Origin of the sequence: Bacillus sp. FSL M7-1020, assembly GCF_038050415.1 — a bacterium.
GTDB classification, from domain to species: Bacteria; Bacillota; Bacilli; order Bacillales; family Bacillaceae_G; genus Bacillus_A; species Bacillus_A toyonensis.
This window is the reverse complement of record NZ_JBBOTW010000001.1, coordinates 3,498,088-3,518,630: the sequence shown is the minus strand read 5'-3', so window position 1 is coordinate 3,518,630 and position 20,543 is coordinate 3,498,088. Positions and strand designations below refer to the sequence as shown.

Sequence of the window (20,543 nt, the reverse complement as noted above, 5' to 3'; positions counted from 1 at the left end):
GGAAAAATGTGTGTGAGGTAAGCAAATAAATTTCGGACACACTAACTGTACATTACAGCTAGGAGGAATGTACACGTGAATGAAATTTACATGGAAATAAAAGAAGAATTGCAATTGATGAGAAAAGAGTTGCAAGAGAGACTAGCTAAAGAAGTAATGCACAAATATGATGCTGAGTTCAGCCAAGAGCTTGGATATGAAATTAAGGAAGAGATAAAGAAAAAATTGCTATTACATGATATAAAAGAGGACTTAAAGGATGTAGAACGCGCATTATTTAAAATGGAAATAGATATGTACGGTATTTGTGAAGAGACGGGGAGAGTAATTTCGACAAAGCAAATGAAAACAATGCCGACTGCCCGTACGATTCATGAATTTTTCTATGAAAAGGTAAATGTATGAATACGCACAACGATATTATATTACCTTTTTTTAATTTATTTTATTCTTCTATAAAGGTTCATTGTGAAAAGGTAGCAGCTATGCTAAAATTTTGAGGTACACTGTCTTTGTGGGGGAAATGAAAATGATATATTATGTAATAGCGTTATTTGTCATTGCCATCGATCAAATATCGAAGTGGCTAATTGTAAAGAACATGGAATTGGGTATGAGCATTCCGATAATCGATAATGTATTATACATAACATCACATCGAAATAGAGGAGCTGCCTGGGGGATTTTAGAAAATAAAATGTGGTTTTTCTACATTATTACGGTTGTCTTTGTAGTATTTATCGTAATGTATATGAAAAAATATGCAAAAACAGACAAGCTTCTAGGAATTTCATTAGGTCTAATTTTAGGTGGAGCAATTGGTAACTTTATTGATCGTGTATTTAGACAAGAAGTAGTGGATTTTATTCACGTGTATATTTTCTCGTACAACTATCCAGTATTCAATGTAGCTGATTCAGCGTTATGTATTGGTGTTGTATTAATTATTATTCAAACATTATTAGAAGGCAAGAAAACGAAGGAGTAATTGAATGAGTGAAGTAGTACAGGTAACAGTTGCAGAAGAACAAAAAAGTGAGCGAATCGATAAATTCGTTGCAGAAATTAACAGTGAATGGTCACGTTCACAAGTACAGCAATGGATTAAAGATGATGTTGTAACAGTGAATGGGAAATCGGTAAAAGTAAATTATAAAGTTAAAGAAAATGATGAAATTACAGTAACGATTCCTGATCCGGAAGAGTTAGATATTCAAGCGGAAGATATGAACTTAGAAATTTATTATGAAGATGCAGATGTACTTGTTGTAAATAAGCCACGTGGTATGGTTGTACATCCAGCACCAGGTCATACAAGTGGCACACTTGTGAATGGTCTTATGCATCATTGTACAGATTTATCAGGCATTAACGGTGTAATGCGTCCTGGTATCGTGCATCGTATTGATAAAGATACATCTGGCCTATTAATGGTTGCTAAAAATGATATGGCACACGAATCACTTGTAAATCAACTTGTAGCAAAAACAGTAACAAGACGTTACAAAGCGATTGTACACGGTGTTATTCCGCATGATAAGGGAACGATTGATGCTCCGATTGCTCGTGATAAGAAAGAACGTCAAAGTATGACAGTTGATGAAAATGGTAAGCATGCTGTTACGCATTTCCAAGTGTTAGAGCGTTTCAAAGATTTCACACTTGTAGAATGTCGCTTAGAAACAGGACGTACACACCAAATTCGTGTTCATATGAAATATATTGGCTATCCACTTGCAGGAGATCCAAAGTATGGACCAAAGAAAACATTAGACATGAATGGACAGGCACTTCATGCAGGTATTTTAGGATTTGACCACCCTCGTACTGGTGAATATATTCAGTTTGAGGCACCGATTCCAGAAGTGTTTGAAGAGACTTTAAATATTTTACGGAAATAGTATTGACAAATCATGAGAAAACTGAGATACTGACAACAGTTAAATAATGATCCTTTAACACAGCCCCGTGAGGTTGAGAAGGTAACGGTTTGAAATACTTAGGGTATGTTGTACCCTTTTTTCAAAAGTCCTCTCGCACACGCTGAGAGGACTTTTTTTATACCATTACTCTCACGCAAGAAAAATAGCTTGGAGGTGTAGAGCATGCAGGAAAAAGCTGTCGTTTTAGATGACCAAATGATTCGCCGCGCTTTAACACGAATTAGTCATGAAATCGTGGAACGAAATAAAGGTGTGGATAATTGTGTTCTTGTCGGAATTAAAACACGTGGAATTTTTATTGCACAACGTTTGGCAGAACGAATTGGTCAAATTGAAGGAAAAGAGATGGAAGTAGGAGAGTTAGATATAACTTTATATCGTGATGACTTAACACTTCAATCAAAGAATAAAGAACCACTAGTAAAAGGTTCAGATATTCCAGTAGATATTACGAAGAAAAAAGTAATCCTTGTAGATGATGTATTGTATACAGGAAGAACAGTTCGAGCTGCGATGGATGCTCTTATGGATTTAGGAAGACCATCACAAATTCAATTAGCTGTTCTTGTAGATAGAGGACATCGTGAATTACCAATTCGCGCTGATTATGTAGGAAAGAACATTCCAACATCAAGTGAAGAGCGTATCGAAGTTGATTTGCAAGAGACAGATCAACAAGATCGAGTAAGTATATACGATAAGTAAAGCCCTTTTAAATGTAGTCCTGTGAGGCTGCCAAAGGGTCTTGGCTTTCATATGTCGAATTTGGCATACGAAAGTATAGGACTCTTTGTGCACAGGCACAAAGAGTTTTTTTATTGCAAAGATTTAAACTGAAGGAGGATGTAACAATGGAACAAAAGCCAGTGTTAGACGTTAATGAAGTACCGAAACCGGGAAAATGGTTATTTTTAAGTATACAACATTTGTTCGCGATGTTTGGATCAACAGTGCTTGTTCCATTTTTAACAGGATTGAATCCGTCAGTAGCGTTAATATCAAGTGGATTAGGAACGCTAGCGTTTCTTCTTATAACGAAAGGTCAAGTACCTGCGTATTTAGGATCATCATTCGCCTTTATCGCACCGATTATTGCAGCAAAAACAGCAGGTGGCCCCGGAGCAGCGATGCTTGGTGGCTTACTTGCAGGAATGGTGTACATCTTAATTTCAATCGGAATTAAGAAATCTGGATCAGCGTGGATTATGAAATTACTGCCGCCAATCGTAGTTGGTCCGGTAGTAATGGTAATCGGTTTAGCTTTAGCACATACAGCAGTGAACATGGCGATGAACGGTGCGGATGGTAAGTATAGCATTACACACTTTTCAGTAGCACTAGTAACATTAGCAATTACAATCATTTGCTCCATATTTGGAAGAGGATTTTTCAGCATCATACCGGTGTTACTTGGAATCATCGGCGGATATATCTTCGCTTACTTCCAAGGGCTAGTAGATTTAAAACCGGTAGCTGAGGCGAAATGGTTTGTCGTACCTGATTTCACAGTACCGTTTGTAACATACACACCAGAGTTTTCGTGGAAGATTGTACTCTTAATGGTGCCAGTAGCACTAGTAACAATTTCAGAACATATCGGACATCAAATTGTACTTGGAAATGTTATTAAAAGAGATTTAATTGAAAAACCAGGTTTACACCGTTCAATCTTTGGGGATGGGGTAGCAACATTAATCGCATCACTAATCGGTGGACCACCGAATACAACATACGGTGAAAACATCGGTGTGCTAGCAATTACGAGAGCGTATAGTGTATACTTATTCATCGGTTCAGCAGTATTCGCAATCATGTTTGGATTTATCGGGAAGATTTCAGCACTGATCCACTCGATTCCAACACCAGTTATGGGTGGTGTATCAATCTTACTATTCGGTGTAATCGCATCAAGTGGTTTACGCATGATGGTAGATGATAGAACAGATTTAAGTGACAAACGAAACTTAATGATTGCATCAGTTATACTAGTAATTGGTATTGGCGGAGCGGTACTTCACGTAGGAGAATCGTTCCAAGTAGAAGGAATGGCACTAGCAGCAATTGTAGGTGTACTGTTAAATCTACTACTACCAGAAACGAAACAAATAAAACAATCTAAGCAGATTGCTTCATAAAAACAACCTTTTAATTCAGTCCTGTGAGACAGAAAAGGGTGGCTTCTTCCTTGCACCCTAGTCTCACATGACTAGGGTATTTTTATGCAAATGTTGTTATAAATATCCATAAATGCTATCATAAAAATTAGAAAGACGAGGGATGACGATGAGCCATTTGTTAACGATGAGTGAATTATCGGAACTAGAAATTTCAGAAATCCTAAAAGACGCAGAAGATTTCGCGAATGGGAAAGAGAGTAAAACAACAGAGCAAACTTTTGTTGCGAACTTGTTCTTTGAGAATAGTACGAGAACGAGATTTAGCTTCGAAGTTGCTGAGAAGAGATTAGGACTTGACGTATTAAACTTTTCAGCAGATTCATCTAGCGTACAAAAAGGAGAAACGTTATACGACACGATAAAAACACTGGAATCAATCGGAACAAAAGCGGTAGTCATCCGCCACGAGCAAGATCGTTACTTCGATGAGCTAAAAGATCAAGTAAATATTCCAATCTTAAATGCTGGAGATGGATGCGGAAATCATCCAACGCAATGTCTGCTCGACCTTCTAACAATTAAACAAGAGTTTGGAAGTTTTGAAGGTTTAAAGATTGCAATTGTTGGAGATATTCGCCATAGCCGAGTAGCACGATCCAATGCTGAAACATTAACGAAGCTTGGGGCAACGATTTATTTTGCAAGCCCAGAAGAGTGGAAAGATGAAAAAAACACATTTGGAACGTACAAAAACTTAGATGAGCTAGTTCCAGAAGTTGATGTAATGATGTTACTTCGTGTACAGCATGAGCGTCATGATCATTATGAAACAGACATTATGAAAGAGTATCATGAAAAACACGGATTAACGCTTGAAAGAGAAAAACGTATGAAAGAAGGAAGCATTATTATGCATCCAGCTCCTTTCAACCGGGATGTGGAAATTGCAAGTGAACTTGTTGAGTGTGAGCGTTCACGCATATTTAAACAAATGGAAAATGGAGTTTACGTAAGAATGGCTGTACTAAAACGCGCCTTACCAAATGTATTAGGAGGAATGAAACATGAATTATTTGTTTAAAAATGGTCGTTATATGAATGAAGAAGGAATAATCGTAGCAACAGATCTTCTCGTACAAGACGGTAAAATTGCGAAAGTAGCAGAAAATATTACGGCAGATAATGCTGAAGTAATCGATGTGAACGGAAAGTTAATCGCACCTGGATTAGTAGATGTACATGTACATCTTCGTGAGCCAGGTGGTGAACATAAAGAAACAATTGCAACAGGCACACTAGCAGCGGCAAAAGGTGGATTCACTACAATTTGCGCAATGCCAAATACACGTCCAGTACCAGATTGCAGGGAACATATGGAAGACTTACAAAAACGTATTAAAGAAAAAGCACACGTAAATGTATTACCATATGGAGCAATTACAGTACGTCAAGCAGGTTCTGAAATGACAGATTTCGAAACGTTAAAAGAGCTTGGAGCATTCGCTTTCACTGATGATGGAGTAGGCGTACAAGATGCGAGCATGATGCTAGCTGCTATGAAGCGTGCAGCGAAGTTGAATATGGCAGTAGTTGCACACTGTGAAGAAAATACACTTATTAATAAAGGTTGTGTACATGAAGGGAAGTTTTCTGAGAAACACGGATTAAACGGTATCCCATCAGTATGTGAATCTGTACATATTGCAAGGGATATACTGCTTGCTGAGGCGGCAGATTGTCACTATCACGTATGTCACGTAAGTACGAAAGGGTCTGTACGTGTAATCCGTGATGCAAAACGTGCTGGAATTAAAGTAACAGCAGAAGTAACACCGCATCACTTAGTGTTATGTGAAGATGATATCCCATCAGCTGATCCTAACTTTAAAATGAACCCACCGCTTCGTGGAAAAGAAGACCACGCAGCGTTAATTGAAGGGCTATTAGATGGAACGATCGATATGATCGCAACTGACCATGCACCGCATACAGCGGAAGAGAAAGCACAAGGAATTGAAAGAGCACCATTCGGAATTACTGGTTTTGAAACAGCATTCCCACTTCTATACACAAACCTTGTGAAAAAAGGAATTATTACATTAGAACAGTTAATTCAATTCTTAACAGAAAAACCAGCTGATACATTCGGTTTAGAAGCAGGTCGCCTGAAAGAAGGTAGAGTAGCTGATATTACAATCATTGATTTAGAACAAGAAGAAGAGATTGATCCAAAAACTTTCTTATCAAAAGGAAAAAATACACCATTCGCAGGTTGGAAATGCCAAGGATGGCCGGTAATGACAATCGTTGGCGGTAAGATCGCATGGCAAAAGGAGAGTGCATTAGTATGAAAAGACAACTTATCTTAGAAGATGGAACAGTATTAATTGGAAAAGGTTTCGGAGGCGAAATCGAAAAGTCAGGTGAGGTTGTATTTACAACAGGAATGACTGGATATCAAGAAACATTATCTGATCCATCATATTGCGGTCAAATCGTAACATTTACGTACCCATTAATCGGAAACTACGGCATTAACCGTGACGATTTTGAATCCATTCACCCATCTGTAAATGGTTTAATCGTAAATGAAATTTGTGATCATCCATCAAACTTCCGTAATGAAATTTCGTTAAATGATTACTTAAAAGAAAGAAACATTCCAGGATTAGCAGGAATTGATACGAGAAAATTAACGAGAAAAATTCGTCAATACGGTACATTACGCGGACGACTTTGTAACATGGATGCAGATGTAGAGTACATTGTGAGCCAATTAAAAGCGACAGTATTTACAGATCATGTAAAACGCGTATCAACGAAAGACCCATACCCAAGCCCAGGCCGTGGTCATCGAGTTGTACTTGTAGACTTCGGAATGAAACATGGTATTTTAAGAGAATTAAATAAGCGTGACTGTGATGTAATTGTAGTACCTTACAATACAACAGCAGAAGAGATTTTACGCCTTAGCCCAGATGGAATTATGTTAAGTAATGGACCTGGGGATCCAAAAGATGTACCAGAAGCAATTGAAATGTTAAAAGACATTATCGGTAAAGTTCCTTTATTCGGGATTTGCTTAGGACATCAGTTATTCGCATTAGCATCTGGTGCAAATACAAGTAAGTTGAAGTTCGGTCATCGTGGTTTAAATCATCCAGTAAAAAATCTTGCAACTGGAAAAGTAGCAATTACTTCTCAAAACCATGGATACGCAGTAGAAGAAGAGTCAGTTGAAAATACAAATCTTGAAATTACACATGTTGCTTTAAATGATGGAACAGTAGAAGGTCTTCGTCATACGAAGTTTCCAGCATTTACAGTACAATACCATCCAGAAGCTTCAGCGGGACCAGAAGATGCAAATGATTTATTCGAAGATTTCTTAGAAATGATTGAAAACTTCAAGAAAGAAGGGGAAGAGTTATGCCAAAACGCCTAGACATTAACACAATTTTAGTAATCGGATCAGGACCAATTGTAATTGGGCAAGCAGCAGAGTTTGATTACTCTGGTACACAAGCTTGTCAATCTCTTAGAGAAGAAGGTTACAAAGTAATCCTTGTTAATTCTAACCCAGCAACAATTATGACAGATACTGCAACAGCAGATAAAGTATATATAGAACCATTAACATTAGAATTCGTAAGCCGTATCATTCGTAAAGAACGTCCAGATGCAATCCTACCAACATTAGGTGGTCAAACAGGCCTAAATATGGCTGTTGAACTTGCGAAATCAGGCATACTTGAAGAATGCGGAGTTGAAATTTTAGGAACAAAATTATCAGCAATTGAGCAAGCGGAAGATCGTGATTTATTCCGTACATTAATGCAGGAATTAAATGAACCAATTCCATCTAGTACCATTATTCATACGCTAGAAGAAGCACATGAATTTGTAAAAGAAATTGGTTATCCAGTTATTGTTCGCCCAGCATTTACAATGGGGGGAACAGGTGGCGGAATCTGTAGTAATGAAGAAGAACTAATTGAAATCGTATCAGGTGGATTAAAACATAGTCCAGTAACACAATGTTTATTAGAAAAGAGCATTGCTGGTTGTAAGGAAATTGAATATGAAGTAATGCGTGATTCGAATGATAACGCGATTGTAGTATGTAACATGGAAAATATCGATCCAGTTGGGGTTCACACAGGTGATTCAATCGTTGTAGCACCGAGTCAAACATTAAGTGACCGTGAGTATCAAATGTTACGAAACACTTCATTACGAATTATTCGTGCATTAGGAATCGAAGGTGGCTGTAACGTTCAGCTTGCACTAGATCCGCATAGCTTCCAATACTATGTAATCGAAGTAAATCCGCGTGTGAGTCGTTCATCTGCACTAGCATCTAAAGCAACTGGATATCCAATTGCGAAGTTAGCAGCGAAAATTGCAGTCGGTTTAACATTAGATGAAATTCTAAATCCAGTAACACAAAAAACATACGCTTGCTTCGAGCCAGCATTAGACTATGTCGTTTCAAAAATTCCACGTTGGCCATTTGATAAGTTCGAATCAGCAAACAGAACGCTTGGTACACAAATGAAGGCAACTGGTGAAGTTATGTCAATTGGACGTAACTTAGAGCAATCATTATTAAAAGCGGTTCGTTCTTTAGAGCTAGGGATTTATCACTTAGAATTAGACCATTTAAAAGAACTTGATAAAGAAACAATGAAAAAACGTATTATAAAAGCTGACGATGAGCGTCTGTTCGTTGTAGCAGAAGCAATCCGTCAAGGTGTAACGAAAGAAGAAATTAATTCATGGTGTGAAATGGACTTCTTCTTCTTACAAAAAATTGAAAACATCGTAAACATGGAACACGAAGTAAAAGAAAATGCAGGAAATATGGAAGTGTTACAATCTGCAAAAGAAATGGGATTCAGTGATCATTACATCGCCAATGCTTGGAACAAAACAGAGCGTGAAATTTACGATATGCGTAAAGAAAGTAATATGACTCCTGTTTATAAAATGGTAGATACTTGTGCGGCAGAGTTTGAATCTGCAACACCTTACTACTACAGCACATACGGTGACGAGAATGAATCGGTTATAACAGATCGTAAGAGTGTGGTTGTACTAGGGTCTGGTCCAATCCGTATCGGTCAAGGTGTTGAGTTTGACTACGCAACAGTTCACTCTGTATGGGCAATTAAAGAAGCTGGATATGAGGCAATCATTGTAAATAACAACCCAGAAACAGTTTCAACAGACTTCAGTATTTCTGACAAATTATACTTTGAACCATTAACGATTGAAGATGTAATGCACATTATCGATTTAGAAAAGCCAGAAGGTGTTATCGTACAATTCGGTGGACAAACGGCAATTAACTTAGCGGCGAAATTAGAAGAACACGGTGTGAAAATTTTAGGAACATCACTTGAAGATTTAGACCGCGCAGAAGATCGAGATAAATTCGAAGCTGCATTAACAAAATTAGGAATCCCACAACCAGTTGGTAAAACAGCAACAACTGTAGAACAAGCGGTAGCAATCGCTGAAGAAATTGGTTACCCAGTATTAGTAAGACCATCTTACGTACTAGGTGGACGTGCGATGGAAATCGTATATCGTCAAGAAGAACTACTGCACTACATGAAAAATGCAGTTAAAGTTCATGCAGAGCATCCGGTATTAATCGACCGTTACATGGTTGGTAAAGAAATTGAAGTAGATGCAATTTCAGACGGTGAGAATGTGTTCATTCCAGGTATTATGGAACATATTGAACGCGCTGGAGTTCACTCTGGGGATTCAATTGGAGTATATCCACCACAAAGCTTATCTGACGAACTAAAAGAACAAATTATTGAACATACAATTGCACTTGGAAAAGGATTAAACATTGTTGGGTTACTAAATATCCAGTTTGTAGTATTCAAAGATCAAGTGTATGTAATTGAAGTAAACCCACGTGCGAGCCGTACAGTACCATTCTTAAGTAAAATTACAGGCGTACCGATGGCGAATGTTGCAACGAAAGTTATTTTAGGTCAAAACCTAATAGAGCAAGGATACGGAACGGGCTATCACCCAGAAGAGAAAGAAGTGTATGTAAAAGCACCAGTATTCTCATTTGCGAAACTACGCTCAGTTGATACAACATTAGGACCTGAAATGAAATCAACAGGGGAAGTAATGGGGAAAGACTTAACGCTTGAAAAAGCATTATACAAAGGGCTAGTTGCCTCAGGAATTAACATCCCAACGCACGGATCCGTAATCATCACTGTAGCGGATAAAGATAAAGAAGAGGCGATGGAAATTGCAAAACGTTTCCATGAAATCGGCTATAACTTATTAGCAACAGCTGGAACGGCACAAACATTAGCAGAGCAAAATATCCCAGTACAAGTTGTAAACAAAATTGATTCTGAAGACTACAACTTACTAGATATTATTCGCCAAGGAAAAGCACAGTTTGTAATCAATACATTAACAAAAGGAAAACAACCAGCGCGTGATGGTTTCCGCATTCGCCGTGAATCAGTAGAAAACGGTGTGGCTTGCTTAACATCACTTGATACAACGAGAGCAATCTTACGAGTATTAGAATCTATGACATTCTCAGCTCATTCAATGAAAGAAATTACGCAAACAAAGCGTCACGAGGTGGTACATGCATGATGCAAAAGCAAAATATGATCGTCGTTAACCAAAAAGAAATCGCAAAAAACATTTACGAATTAGTGCTTCAAGGAACGTTAGTACAGCAAATGAACGAACCAGGGCAGTTTGTACACATTAAGGTAGCAGAGGGCATTGCGCCCCTTCTGCGCCGCCCGATTAGTATTTGTAATGTAGATCAAGAGAAGAACGAGTTTACAATGCTATATCGTGCGGAAGGACAAGGGACAAAAACATTAGCAACTAGAAAACAAGGTGAAATGGTAGATGTACTAGGACCACTAGGACACGGTTTTCCTGTAGAAGAAGCAGAAACAGGACAAACGGCTTTATTAGTAGGCGGGGGAATTGGGGTACCACCACTTTATGAATTATCACAGCGCCTCGTTGCAAAAGGTGTACGTGTGATTCACATCTTAGGTTTTCAAACGAAAGATGTTGTTTTCTATGAAGAAAAATTTGCAGAACTTGGTGATACGTACGTTGCAACAGTAGACGGCACACACGGTACAAAGGGATTTGTTACAGATGTAATTGATAATTACGGAATCGACTTTGACATTCTTTATTCATGTGGCCCGTTAGCGATGCTTCGTGCATTAGAAGGACGTTACAAAGAGAAAAAAGCCTATATTTCATTAGAAGAACGTATGGGTTGTGGTATTGGAGCTTGTTTCGCATGTGTATGCCACTTACAAGAAGATCCAAGTGGACATTCTTATAAGAAGGTGTGTAGCGACGGACCGGTATTTCCAATTGGGGAGGTTGTACTATGAACAGATTGCAAGTTGAATTACCAGGATTGTCATTAAAAAATCCAATTATACCAGCATCTGGATGCTTTGGATTTGGTCGTGAATATGCACAGTTTTACGATTTAAGTGTACTAGGATCAATCATGATTAAAGCGACGACAGAACAACCACGTTATGGAAATCCGACGCCTCGTGTTGCTGAAACACCAGGCGGCATGTTAAATGCAATCGGACTTCAAAACCCAGGTTTAGAAAAAGTAATGAATTCTGAATTACCATGGTTAGAACAATTTGATCTTCCAATCATTGCGAATGTTGCGGGCTCACAAGCTGAGGATTACGTAGCAGTTGCAAAGGAAATTTCTAAAGCGCCTAATGTCCATGCACTAGAATTAAATATTTCTTGTCCGAACGTAAAAACAGGTGGTATCGCTTTTGGTACAAATCCTGAAATTGCTGCTGATTTAACGAAGCGAGTAAAAGAGGTTTCTGAAGTACCTGTATACGTGAAATTGTCACCGAACGTGGCAAACATTGTGGAAATTGCAAAAGCGATTGAAAATGCAGGTGCAGATGGTTTAACGATGATTAATACATTGCTTGGTATGCGTCTAGATTTAAAAACAGCCCAACCAATTTTAGCAAACCGTACGGGCGGACTATCAGGTCCTGCGATTAAGCCAGTAGCAATTCGTATGGTACATGAAGTAAGCCAAGCGGTTAACATTCCAATTATCGGAATGGGTGGTATTGAGTCAGCAGAAGATGTAATTGAGTTCTTCTACGCTGGTGCAAGCGCAGTTGCAGTAGGTACAGCGAACTTCATAGATCCGTTCGTATGTCCGACAATTATTGAAGAGTTACCAGCATTACTAGATGAATTAGGATTTGATCACATTTCGGAATGTCAAGGAAGGAGCTGGAAGCAAACATGTCACAGTCGTTAATCGTTGCACTAGATTTTCCGGGGAAACAAGATGTAGAACAATTCTTGCGCCACTTTGAAGGGGAAGAGTTATTTGTCAAAGTTGGTATGGAGTTATTTTACAAAGAAGGCCCTGCGATTATTACGTACTTAAAAGAAAAAGGACATAAAATCTTTCTAGATTTAAAACTTCATGATATTCCGAATACAGTAAAAAGCGCTATGCGTAGCCTAGCTAGTCTAGATGTTGATATGGTAAATGTTCATGCTGCTGGGGGAAGCAGTATGATGAAAGCTGCGATTGAGGGATTAGAGGAAGGTAAGCAAGAAGGAAAAGAGAGACCGATTTGTATTGCAGTTACACAACTAACAAGCACTTCGGAAGCTATGATGAAAAAAGAGATCGGCATTGAGAAAACGTTAGAAGAAGCGGTTGCTCATTATGCAAAATTAACGAAAGAAAGTGGACTTGATGGCGTTGTTTGCTCAACGCTTGAAGTTCCAAAATTACGTGAAGTATGCGGGAATGAATTTGTAACAGTAACACCGGGGATCCGTCTTGCAAGCGATGATGTGAATGATCAGGTGCGCGTAGCAACACCGAAACGTGCGAGGGAACTTGGCTCAAGCTACATCGTAGTTGGGCGTAGTATTACAAAAGCAGAAAATCCGCTTGAAGCGTATAAAACAGTAAAACAACAGTGGGAAGGTGTAACAGTATGAAAAAAGAAATCGCATCGCATTTATTAGAAATTGGAGCAGTATTTTTACAACCGAATGATCCATTCACTTGGTCTTCAGGTATGAAATCACCAATTTATTGTGATAACCGTTTAACTTTATCTTATCCAAAAGTACGTCAAGCGATTGCAGCTGGATTAGAAGAGTTAATTAAAGAGCACTTCCCAACTGTAGAGGTTATTGCAGGAACAGCAACTGCTGGTATTGCGCACGCTGCATGGGTAAGCGATCGTATGAATTTACCAATGTGCTACGTACGTAGTAAAGCAAAAGGCCACGGTAAAGGGAATCAAATTGAAGGAAAAGCTGAAAAAGGTCAAAAAGTTGTAGTAGTAGAAGACTTAATTTCAACTGGTGGTAGTGCAATTACATGTGTAGAAGCACTTCGCGAAGCAGGCTGTGAAGTATTAGGAATCGTATCAATCTTCACATACGAGTTAGAAGCAGGAAAAGAAAAACTAGAAGCAACTAACGTAGCATCATACTCTTTAAGCGACTACAGTGCATTAACTGAAGTAGCAGCAGAAAAAGGTATGATCGGACAAGCTGAAACGAAAAAATTACAAGAGTGGCGTAAAAATCCAGCTAACGAAGCTTGGATCACAGCGTAATATGAAAAAAGACGACTGCGGGGGAACGCGGTCGTCTTTTTATATAAATTCAAGCAAATTCCCATCAATATCAAAGCCCCTTACTACTAACTACTTAGTGCTTTCTACAAATTCATATCCTTTCACAAACAAGAGAGTCATATAAGAAACAATAAATGAGAAAATGCTATACATGCCAATCCAAAAGAAAAATTTTGGAGTAAAAGCGATGACACCTAGTATTAAAAAACTAGCAAACGTTACAATTGGCATTACGTAATATGTTTGCGTCTTGCGGGTTCCAATAACAGAAACGATAAAGATAAGTAATGGACAAATTAATAAGACGAAAATCAATTCATTCATAGTTATGTCCCCTTTTCGAATGGAAGTAATCTGTTTCTCGTAAACGTTTTGAAATAAATACTCTCCTAATATAACTTCGCTAACATATACATAATCCCTTTTGAAAGTCCGTAATAAATGATTGATTTCACAATAAAAAAGTAAGCAAGAGAACACCTGCTTACTTTATAGAATAAACATCGCAACGATTGTGGTGACAATTAAGCCAATTATAACTGGTAAAAAGTTTCGGCGTGCAAGTTCAAATGGATCTACTTTACAAATGGCAGCGGCAGGAATAAGCGCCCAAGGAATCAAAGTCCCGCCTCCGGTCCAGATTGCAGCAATTTGCCCAAGTGCTGTTAATGTAGCTGTTTCATTCCCCAGTGCTGTGCCGAAAAGATTGGCAATCGAACCAGCAAGTGATATACCGGAAAAGCCAGATCCATCTAACCCTGTTATGACACCAACGATAGTTAGTGTTCCCGCTGATACATATTGGTTTAAAGGAACAGTTTGAGATAAGGCGATTCCTAAGTCGTTAATGATTCCGTGTGAACCTTTCGGTAAATAGTCCCCGATAATTTTTACAAATCCGCTATCCCCTAAATAAAAAAGTGCAGCAATTGGGATAACTGGACCAAAGATTTTAAATCCAAATTGGAGCCCTTCTATAAAATAATCGGTCGTTTTATTCAGGCCATTTCCTTTGTAGGCGATGAGAGCAATAATGATAATCATAATAACAGTCGTCCCGCCAATAAGTGCTGTTGCATCGCTTCCTTGTAGTTTAAATTGAATCATGCAAAGGATATCAATGATATATACGATAGGGATACATATGGCGAGCCATTTCTTTATGTGAGGAGATAATAAAATGATAGTTTTGGATGGTTCAGTTGCTGAAGAAGAGTCTTGCAACGATAAGCCTGTATGAAATTCTTTTCGTAAGAAGAAAAAAGCAACAGAAGTTGTAACAACGCCCATAACGATAACGAGGGGGACACTTGCGGATACGACGCTAGAAACTGGTAAACCAGCTGCATCCGCTGTTAATTTCGGGGCACCTTGAATAACGAAGTCGCCGGATAAAGCAATTCCGTGTCCAAATAAGTTCATAGCAATTGCAACCCCAATTGGTGGCAGGCCGACGCGTACAGCGACGGGTAATAAAATAGCCCCCATTAACGCGACAGCTGGGGAAGGCCAAAAGAAGAAAGAAATTGTCATCATTAAAAGGCCGATAATCCAGTAGGCAAGTGTAGGTGTACGAATCATCTTTGTAAATGGTAAAATCATCGTATCATTTATGCCAGTATGAACGAGTAGGTTACTCATCGATACGATAATGGAGATGATCAATATAGTTGGTAATAGTTCAGTTATGGCATAAATAAAACTTTGAAAAATACTGCTAACGGCAAGAGGGATAGAACTTGTAGCGGTTAATGCTAATAAAAAGGTGAAAATGATACAAATAATCGTTGTATCTTTTCTAAAAATAAAAAAGGTAATAATAGTGAGTAAACAAAGAATATAGAGAGCATGTAAAAGCGTTAATTCAACTCCCACAACATTCACATCCTTTAGGCGTTCGTGTAGTTCATTGTATGAAAGCGGTGAATGTATGTGAGTATAGGGAAAAAATAAAATTTCATGTACTGTAATGGTAAGGATATAAAATGGATGTTACAATACAATTAATCCTAAAAATGGAATTAGAGGAGGGCGTATGCGCAAAAAAAGTTGGTTTTTGGGGATTTATCCCGCATTAACGGGCAGTAAGATTCCCACTTTAAAAGTTGGCGAATGCGAGGGAGTTAGGTAGGAAATCAACTGCCCGTAAAAGCCCGATTGGTTCAACTAATAATCCGTGGGGGACACCCCCATGGATTAAAGTTTCACTTTATCATTTCTTGTAGTCTATTAATCATTTTAGATCTATTTACAAACAATGAATGGATAAGTATTATGCCTGTTCTCGGGTTTGTGTTTTTGCTTTTATCTCGCTGGGATGACATGAAACAGCATAGTAAGAAAAGTATTGGAATTATGATAGATATCATTGTTGTTAGTTCATTTGTAGTAGGTTTTATTTTAATAGAAGGTCAGAAGCAAATGGAGCAAATGTCTATTTTTCAACAATGGATGTCGTCTGCGAAAGGTCTTTATTTTGTAATTGTAGTCGTTATTTTCCTAAGAGTCATGATAAGAATAGGGAGTTATATAGTAAAGAGCGAATAGAATGGGGGTAGTACGAATGAGAGAGAAAGTAGGGTATTATGGTGTGCTCGGTTGTTTAATAGTATCTATCATTTCAGCACAATTTTTAAAAAGTGAATGGACACCATTTATATTATGTATAGGCATATTCATTTTTGCTCCCTTGTACCGCTGGAAAGAGTGGAAAACGTATAGTCGGAAAAAGAAAATTATTTATAGCATTGAGTTTGTTATTATAATTAGTACAATTCCGTTCTTGCTAAAAAAAGGTTATGAACAAATGAATGACATAGCAATTTTTCAAGGGTGGTTACTTGTTGCAAAATGGTTATACTTACTATTCATTTTAATAGTGGTAACAGCTATTGCTAAAAAAGCAAACGGGAAAATATTTGTAAATGAATAAAAGAAAGTGCCACCGGATAAGGTGGCACTTTCTTATTTTACTGAATGAGCTTTTTGCATCTTTTTTATTAAACGAATTTGTCCACGATGGTTAATTTCATCTTCAAATACGTGAAACCACTTAAAATAATTATTTGCTGGTTTGTCATGCCAAAAGTCTGTCGTTTTAAATAACCATTCCTCAGGTAAGGATTGAAAAGTTTCAATTGTTTTAGAGCGTACTTCTTGTAATGTATGGATGTAAAATTCGATGGAGTTTCCTTTTATTTTTTCTCGTCCAATAGCCCCTAACTCTACAGCAGGTAACCAACGTTCTAATTCGGCATCTGTCGGTTCACGATCCTCAAAGGTATGAATTTGGTAATAAAATTCAATAGCAGCCATGTGATATAATAGCATGCCAATTGAATTTGCTTCTTCGTCATATAAATAATCAAGTTCATCAATTGTTAAACCTTCCACTGCTTGCATCGTTGTGTAACGGGCGTAATTCATCATGGAAACAAGTTTTGAAAATTCAAGCTGTAAACCATCTATCTTATCGATTACAAAATTCAATTTAAATTCCCCCTCTTTAAACGAATACTCCAGAGAAGGAATTCTATGTGTAGAGAAAAACTCCTTTTAAAAAGGGCCATGATTTTAACAAGGGATAACAATTAGTTCTCTATTTGATTTTGTAATAACTTCATAGCCTTCTTTTGTAATGACGATATCGTCTTCAATTCTACAACCGCCCCAGTTTGGTATGTAAATGCCCGGCTCAACTGTAACAACCATACCTTCTTGTAAAGTTGCCTTACTTTCTTGGGATAGGCGAAGCGGTTCGTGTATTTCTAACCCAAGACCGTGCCCGGTAGAGTGGCCAAAGTATTGACCGTATCCATGTTCTGTAATGTAATCTCTCGTTACATCATCGATACTTTTCGCAGTTTCTCCAGGCTTAATTGCTTCAGTTCCACGTTTTAATGCTTCTCGTACAACATTGTATATTTTTTTGAATTCTTCTGACGGTTCTCCGATCGCTACAGTACGTGTTATATCGGAACAATATCCGTCGTAAAGTGCACCGAAGTCTAATGTAACGATATCGCCTCGTTCGATTATTTTATTTGATGCAACGCCATGAGGAAGAGAAGAACGAACGCCAGAAGCTACAATGATTTGGAATGATGAAGATGTAGCTCCTCTTTTTCGCATGAAAAATTCTAACTCATCTCGTACATCAGTTTCACTTATTCCTGGTTTTAGAAAGGTAAGGATGTGGTGAAATGCTTCGTCAGCAATAGTAGCTGCAATTTTCATTGTTTCTATTTCAGGCGTGTCTTTAATAATACGAATATTTTCGATGATTTCGCACACTTGAATCATTTCCGCATGTACGTATTTTTGTAAGTTTTTATATTGTTGCAATGTCATGTTATTTTCTTCAATTCCAAGTTTTTGAATGTTTAATCTGGATACTTGATTGGCAACTTCTTCTTCCAAATTCCCTTTATGCATAATGATTTCCGCGTCTTTTATTTGTACTTTGGCTTGATCTACATAGCGAAAATCAGTTATGAAAACAGCTTGATCTGCAGAGAGTAAGACGACACCAGCACTACCTGTAAAGCCTGTTGCATATTGGCGATTTTCTTTTTTTGTAATAAGTAATCCGTCAAGTCCATAATGATGTAGTTGATTTTGGATTTTATCAATTTTTAAAGTCATGTTAATTCCTCCTTTTCACAGTATTGAATAAAGCAAATAGCGTGCCAAAATATATATTAGGGAAAATAAACGATTATCCAGCTATTTTGTGGGAGGCGTGCCGTTAATAAAATTCAGATTGCAATTAGTAGGGGATAAAAACATTGACTTGAGTTGAACTTTATATACATACTGTAAAAAAATTTATACAAATGCGTAATGACACTGTCAATCTTTTTGACAATATATAAAATGACAAAAGAAAGATAGTGTGAATTAGTTAATGGATATAGGAACGAATGTGAATGAATATAAAAAATGCGTTGCTATCTAGCAACGCATTTTTTATATTTACGCTTTTAATTTCATTACGATGTCAGCATCTGGTGTTACATATACTGTTTGTTGGTTATCGTACGTAACGAATCCAAGCTTTGCACCACTCGGTTTTTTCACATGGCGTATTTTTGTAAAATCAACAGGTACAGAGCTAGACTCTTTTGCTTTACTGTAATAAGCGGCAATTTTTGCAGCTTCTAGTAAAGTTTCTTCAGCAGGTTCTAAAGAACGAATGACAACGTGAGAACCAGGTATGTCTTTCGTATGTAACCAAATTTCATCCCGACGGGCAAATTTCGTTGTTAAATAATCATTTTGCTTATTGTTTTTACCAACGAAAATCTCTGTACCGTCACTAGCTACATATTTATCTAATACTGGTTTTGTAGGCTTTTTCTTTGCATTTTTCGTCTTACGATTACGCACATATCCTTCTTCGGCTAATTCCTCACGAATTTCTTCAATATCTTTTGAAGAAGCAGCTTCCATTTGTTGAAGTAAGCTATCAAAATAAAGAATTTCTTCATTGGTTTTTTCGATTTGTTCTTCTACCACAACAACTGATTTTTTTGCTTTTTGGTATTTTTGGAAATAGCGTTGTGCATTGTCAGACGGTGTTTTTAAAGGATCTAATGTGATTTTTACAGTACCGCCATTTTCATCGTAATAATTAACGACCTCAATATCTTTATCGCCTTTTTTCAAAGCGTACATATTGGCTGTAAGTAGCTCTCCAAATAGTTGATATTTATCTGCTTTTCCAGCATCTTGTAATGTTTTTTCAAGTTTAATAAGTTTTTTCTCATTTTTGTTTTTTTCGTTTTGCATAAAGCGTTCTAAATCATGAGCTTGTTGTTTTACACGGTCTCGCTCCGCTTTTCCGAAAAAGAAACGGTCTAACAATTCACTAACAGATGAGAATGTTTTTTCTTCTCCTTGCAAGTGTGTAAGAGGGAAAAGATAAAAGAATTCTTTTCCGTTTGCAGTAATCATTGTTGGTGAATATGTATGAGTTAGTAATGGTTTTTGTATGGAGAAAAACGCTTCAGATAATGCTTTTTCATTTGCCATACCTGCTTTTTTTACAACTTCTTTTGCGAATAATGGGGAAATTCCCATAAATGCTCCGACAAGTTGTTTGTCCATGTTTCCGGATAAAAAGTCTAGCGGTCTAATAAAATCAGCTGCTGTTTCGATAAGAAGCGGATTAACCTTATGTTGTGCTGGAGGGGCAACATATTCAGCTCCAGCATATACAGTACGATGGCGGTTTACCGCTAAAGATATGTGTTTTAAGCTATCTAAAATAACATTTGTTTTCGTATCTACTAAGATAATGTTACTGTGTCGTCCCATTATTTCGATTACTAATGTTTTTAATGATTCGTCTCCGATTTCATTCCGACTGCGAACTGTAATTTGAATAATACGTTCTAAGTCAATTTGTTCAATTTTTTCAATAAATCCGCCTTCTAAATGTTTACGAAGAAGCATACAAAACATCGGCGGTATTGCTGGTGAATCGTAGTTTTGATTCGTTAAGTGCATACGCGCATATGTAGGGTGAGACGAAAGAATTAGTTTTTGGTTCTTTCCGTTTGCTCGAATATGTAATAAAATCTCGTATTTTGAAGGTTGATATATTTTGGAAATTCTTCCTGTGTAAAGAGAATTTGCAATTTCATGTGTAATTGCTCTTGTAAATAATCCATCGAATGCCATAAATGAACACTCCTTTCTAACTAAAAGTTAATTATAGCATTTTTTTGGACGAGGCTGAATAAGCTTTCAATAGAGTATGTCTGGAATCAGGAGGTCGA

The 20,543-nt window shown here is 37.5% G+C and carries 20 protein-coding genes; 15 read left to right on the top strand and 5 right to left on the bottom strand.

What is annotated here, in order from left to right; all coding sequences use genetic code 11:
- Positions 1-75: 75 nt before the first annotated feature.
- From MHB70_RS17760 to pyrE, 13 genes are all read left to right on the top strand, one after another.
- Positions 76-405 carry a hypothetical protein gene (locus MHB70_RS17760; protein ID WP_001002952.1) on the top strand — a complete coding sequence of 110 codons (330 nt, stop codon included), beginning with the start codon at positions 76-78 and terminating at the stop codon, positions 403-405.
- Between the two features lie 124 nt (positions 406-529).
- Positions 530-988, top strand: coding sequence for a lipoprotein signal peptidase LspA (gene lspA / locus MHB70_RS17755; protein WP_000642175.1), 459 nt, complete (start codon positions 530-532; stop codon positions 986-988).
- 4 nt (positions 989-992) lie between these two features.
- Positions 993-1,901 (top strand): RluA family pseudouridine synthase, encoded by a 909-nt coding sequence (locus tag MHB70_RS17750; RefSeq protein WP_000005848.1) that lies wholly within the window; start codon positions 993-995, stop codon positions 1,899-1,901.
- A gap of 204 nt (positions 1,902-2,105) precedes the next feature.
- Entirely contained in the window at positions 2,106-2,648 is a 543-nt protein-coding gene (gene pyrR / locus MHB70_RS17745) for a bifunctional pyrimidine operon transcriptional regulator/uracil phosphoribosyltransferase (protein WP_001156491.1), read from the top strand.
- Positions 2,649-2,794: 146 nt separating this feature from the next.
- A complete protein-coding gene (gene uraA / locus MHB70_RS17740; protein ID WP_000435917.1) occupies positions 2,795-4,078 on the top strand; it encodes a uracil permease in 1,284 nt (427 codons plus the stop codon).
- 148 nt (positions 4,079-4,226) lie between these two features.
- Positions 4,227-5,141, top strand: coding sequence for an aspartate carbamoyltransferase (gene pyrB / locus MHB70_RS17735; RefSeq protein ID WP_000018838.1), 915 nt, complete (start codon positions 4,227-4,229; stop codon positions 5,139-5,141).
- Positions 5,125-6,411 (top strand): dihydroorotase, encoded by a 1,287-nt coding sequence (gene pyrC / locus MHB70_RS17730; protein ID WP_001108361.1) that lies wholly within the window; start codon positions 5,125-5,127, stop codon positions 6,409-6,411. Before pyrB ends, pyrC begins: the two co-directional genes overlap by 17 nt.
- Positions 6,408-7,505 carry a carbamoyl phosphate synthase small subunit gene (locus MHB70_RS17725; protein ID WP_000828672.1) on the top strand — a complete coding sequence of 366 codons (1,098 nt, stop codon included), beginning with the start codon at positions 6,408-6,410 and terminating at the stop codon, positions 7,503-7,505. Before pyrC ends, MHB70_RS17725 begins: the two co-directional genes overlap by 4 nt.
- A complete protein-coding gene (gene carB, locus MHB70_RS17720) occupies positions 7,490-10,708 on the top strand; it encodes a carbamoyl-phosphate synthase large subunit (RefSeq protein WP_061529576.1) in 3,219 nt (1,072 codons plus the stop codon). The genes MHB70_RS17725 and carB overlap by 16 nt, the downstream gene beginning before the upstream one ends.
- Entirely contained in the window at positions 10,705-11,484 is a 780-nt protein-coding gene (pyrK, locus tag MHB70_RS17715; protein WP_000983363.1) for a dihydroorotate oxidase B electron transfer subunit, read from the top strand. Before carB ends, pyrK begins: the two co-directional genes overlap by 4 nt.
- Positions 11,481-12,410, top strand: coding sequence for a dihydroorotate oxidase B catalytic subunit (gene pyrD / locus MHB70_RS17710; RefSeq protein WP_001081058.1), 930 nt, complete (start codon positions 11,481-11,483; stop codon positions 12,408-12,410). The genes pyrK and pyrD overlap by 4 nt, the downstream gene beginning before the upstream one ends.
- Positions 12,395-13,111, top strand: a complete 717-nt coding sequence (gene pyrF, locus MHB70_RS17705; RefSeq protein WP_000083496.1) for an orotidine-5'-phosphate decarboxylase — start codon at positions 12,395-12,397, stop codon at positions 13,109-13,111. Before pyrD ends, pyrF begins: the two co-directional genes overlap by 16 nt.
- On the top strand, positions 13,108-13,740 hold the full coding sequence (gene pyrE / locus MHB70_RS17700; protein ID WP_061529575.1) for an orotate phosphoribosyltransferase: 633 nt from the start codon (positions 13,108-13,110) through the stop codon (positions 13,738-13,740). The genes pyrF and pyrE overlap by 4 nt, the downstream gene beginning before the upstream one ends.
- A 90-nt stretch (positions 13,741-13,830) precedes the next feature.
- Here pyrE and MHB70_RS17695 read toward each other — a convergent pair whose 3' ends face one another.
- A complete protein-coding gene (locus MHB70_RS17695; protein ID WP_001003941.1) occupies positions 13,831-14,085 on the bottom strand; it encodes a YbeF family protein in 255 nt (84 codons plus the stop codon).
- Between the two features lie 165 nt (positions 14,086-14,250).
- A complete protein-coding gene (locus tag MHB70_RS17690) occupies positions 14,251-15,636 on the bottom strand; it encodes a hypothetical protein (RefSeq protein ID WP_061529574.1) in 1,386 nt (461 codons plus the stop codon).
- A 297-nt stretch (positions 15,637-15,933) separates the two neighbouring features.
- Between MHB70_RS17690 and MHB70_RS17685 the strand changes: the two genes are divergently transcribed.
- Complete coding sequence (locus MHB70_RS17685; RefSeq protein WP_033660283.1) at positions 15,934-16,308, top strand: YoqO family protein; 375 nt, start codon at positions 15,934-15,936, stop codon at positions 16,306-16,308.
- Positions 16,309-16,324: 16 nt separating this feature from the next.
- Entirely contained in the window at positions 16,325-16,693 is a 369-nt protein-coding gene (locus tag MHB70_RS17680) for a YoqO family protein (RefSeq protein ID WP_001208471.1), read from the top strand.
- Positions 16,694-16,725: 32 nt separating this feature from the next.
- Here MHB70_RS17680 and MHB70_RS17675 read toward each other — a convergent pair whose 3' ends face one another.
- The 3 genes from MHB70_RS17675 to MHB70_RS17665 all read right to left on the bottom strand — a co-directional run bounded on the left by MHB70_RS17675 (position 16,726) and on the right by MHB70_RS17665 (position 20,445).
- Positions 16,726-17,250: a DinB family protein gene (locus tag MHB70_RS17675; RefSeq protein WP_001012024.1), complete on the bottom strand. Its 525-nt coding sequence runs from the start codon at positions 17,248-17,250 to the stop codon at positions 16,726-16,728.
- An 84-nt stretch (positions 17,251-17,334) separates the two neighbouring features.
- Complete coding sequence (locus MHB70_RS17670; protein WP_000172784.1) at positions 17,335-18,405, bottom strand: M24 family metallopeptidase; 1,071 nt, start codon at positions 18,403-18,405, stop codon at positions 17,335-17,337.
- A 330-nt stretch (positions 18,406-18,735) separates the two neighbouring features.
- On the bottom strand, positions 18,736-20,445 hold the full coding sequence (locus MHB70_RS17665; protein ID WP_000863273.1) for an Rqc2 family fibronectin-binding protein: 1,710 nt from the start codon (positions 20,443-20,445) through the stop codon (positions 18,736-18,738).
- Between the last annotated feature and the right edge of the window lie 98 nt (positions 20,446-20,543).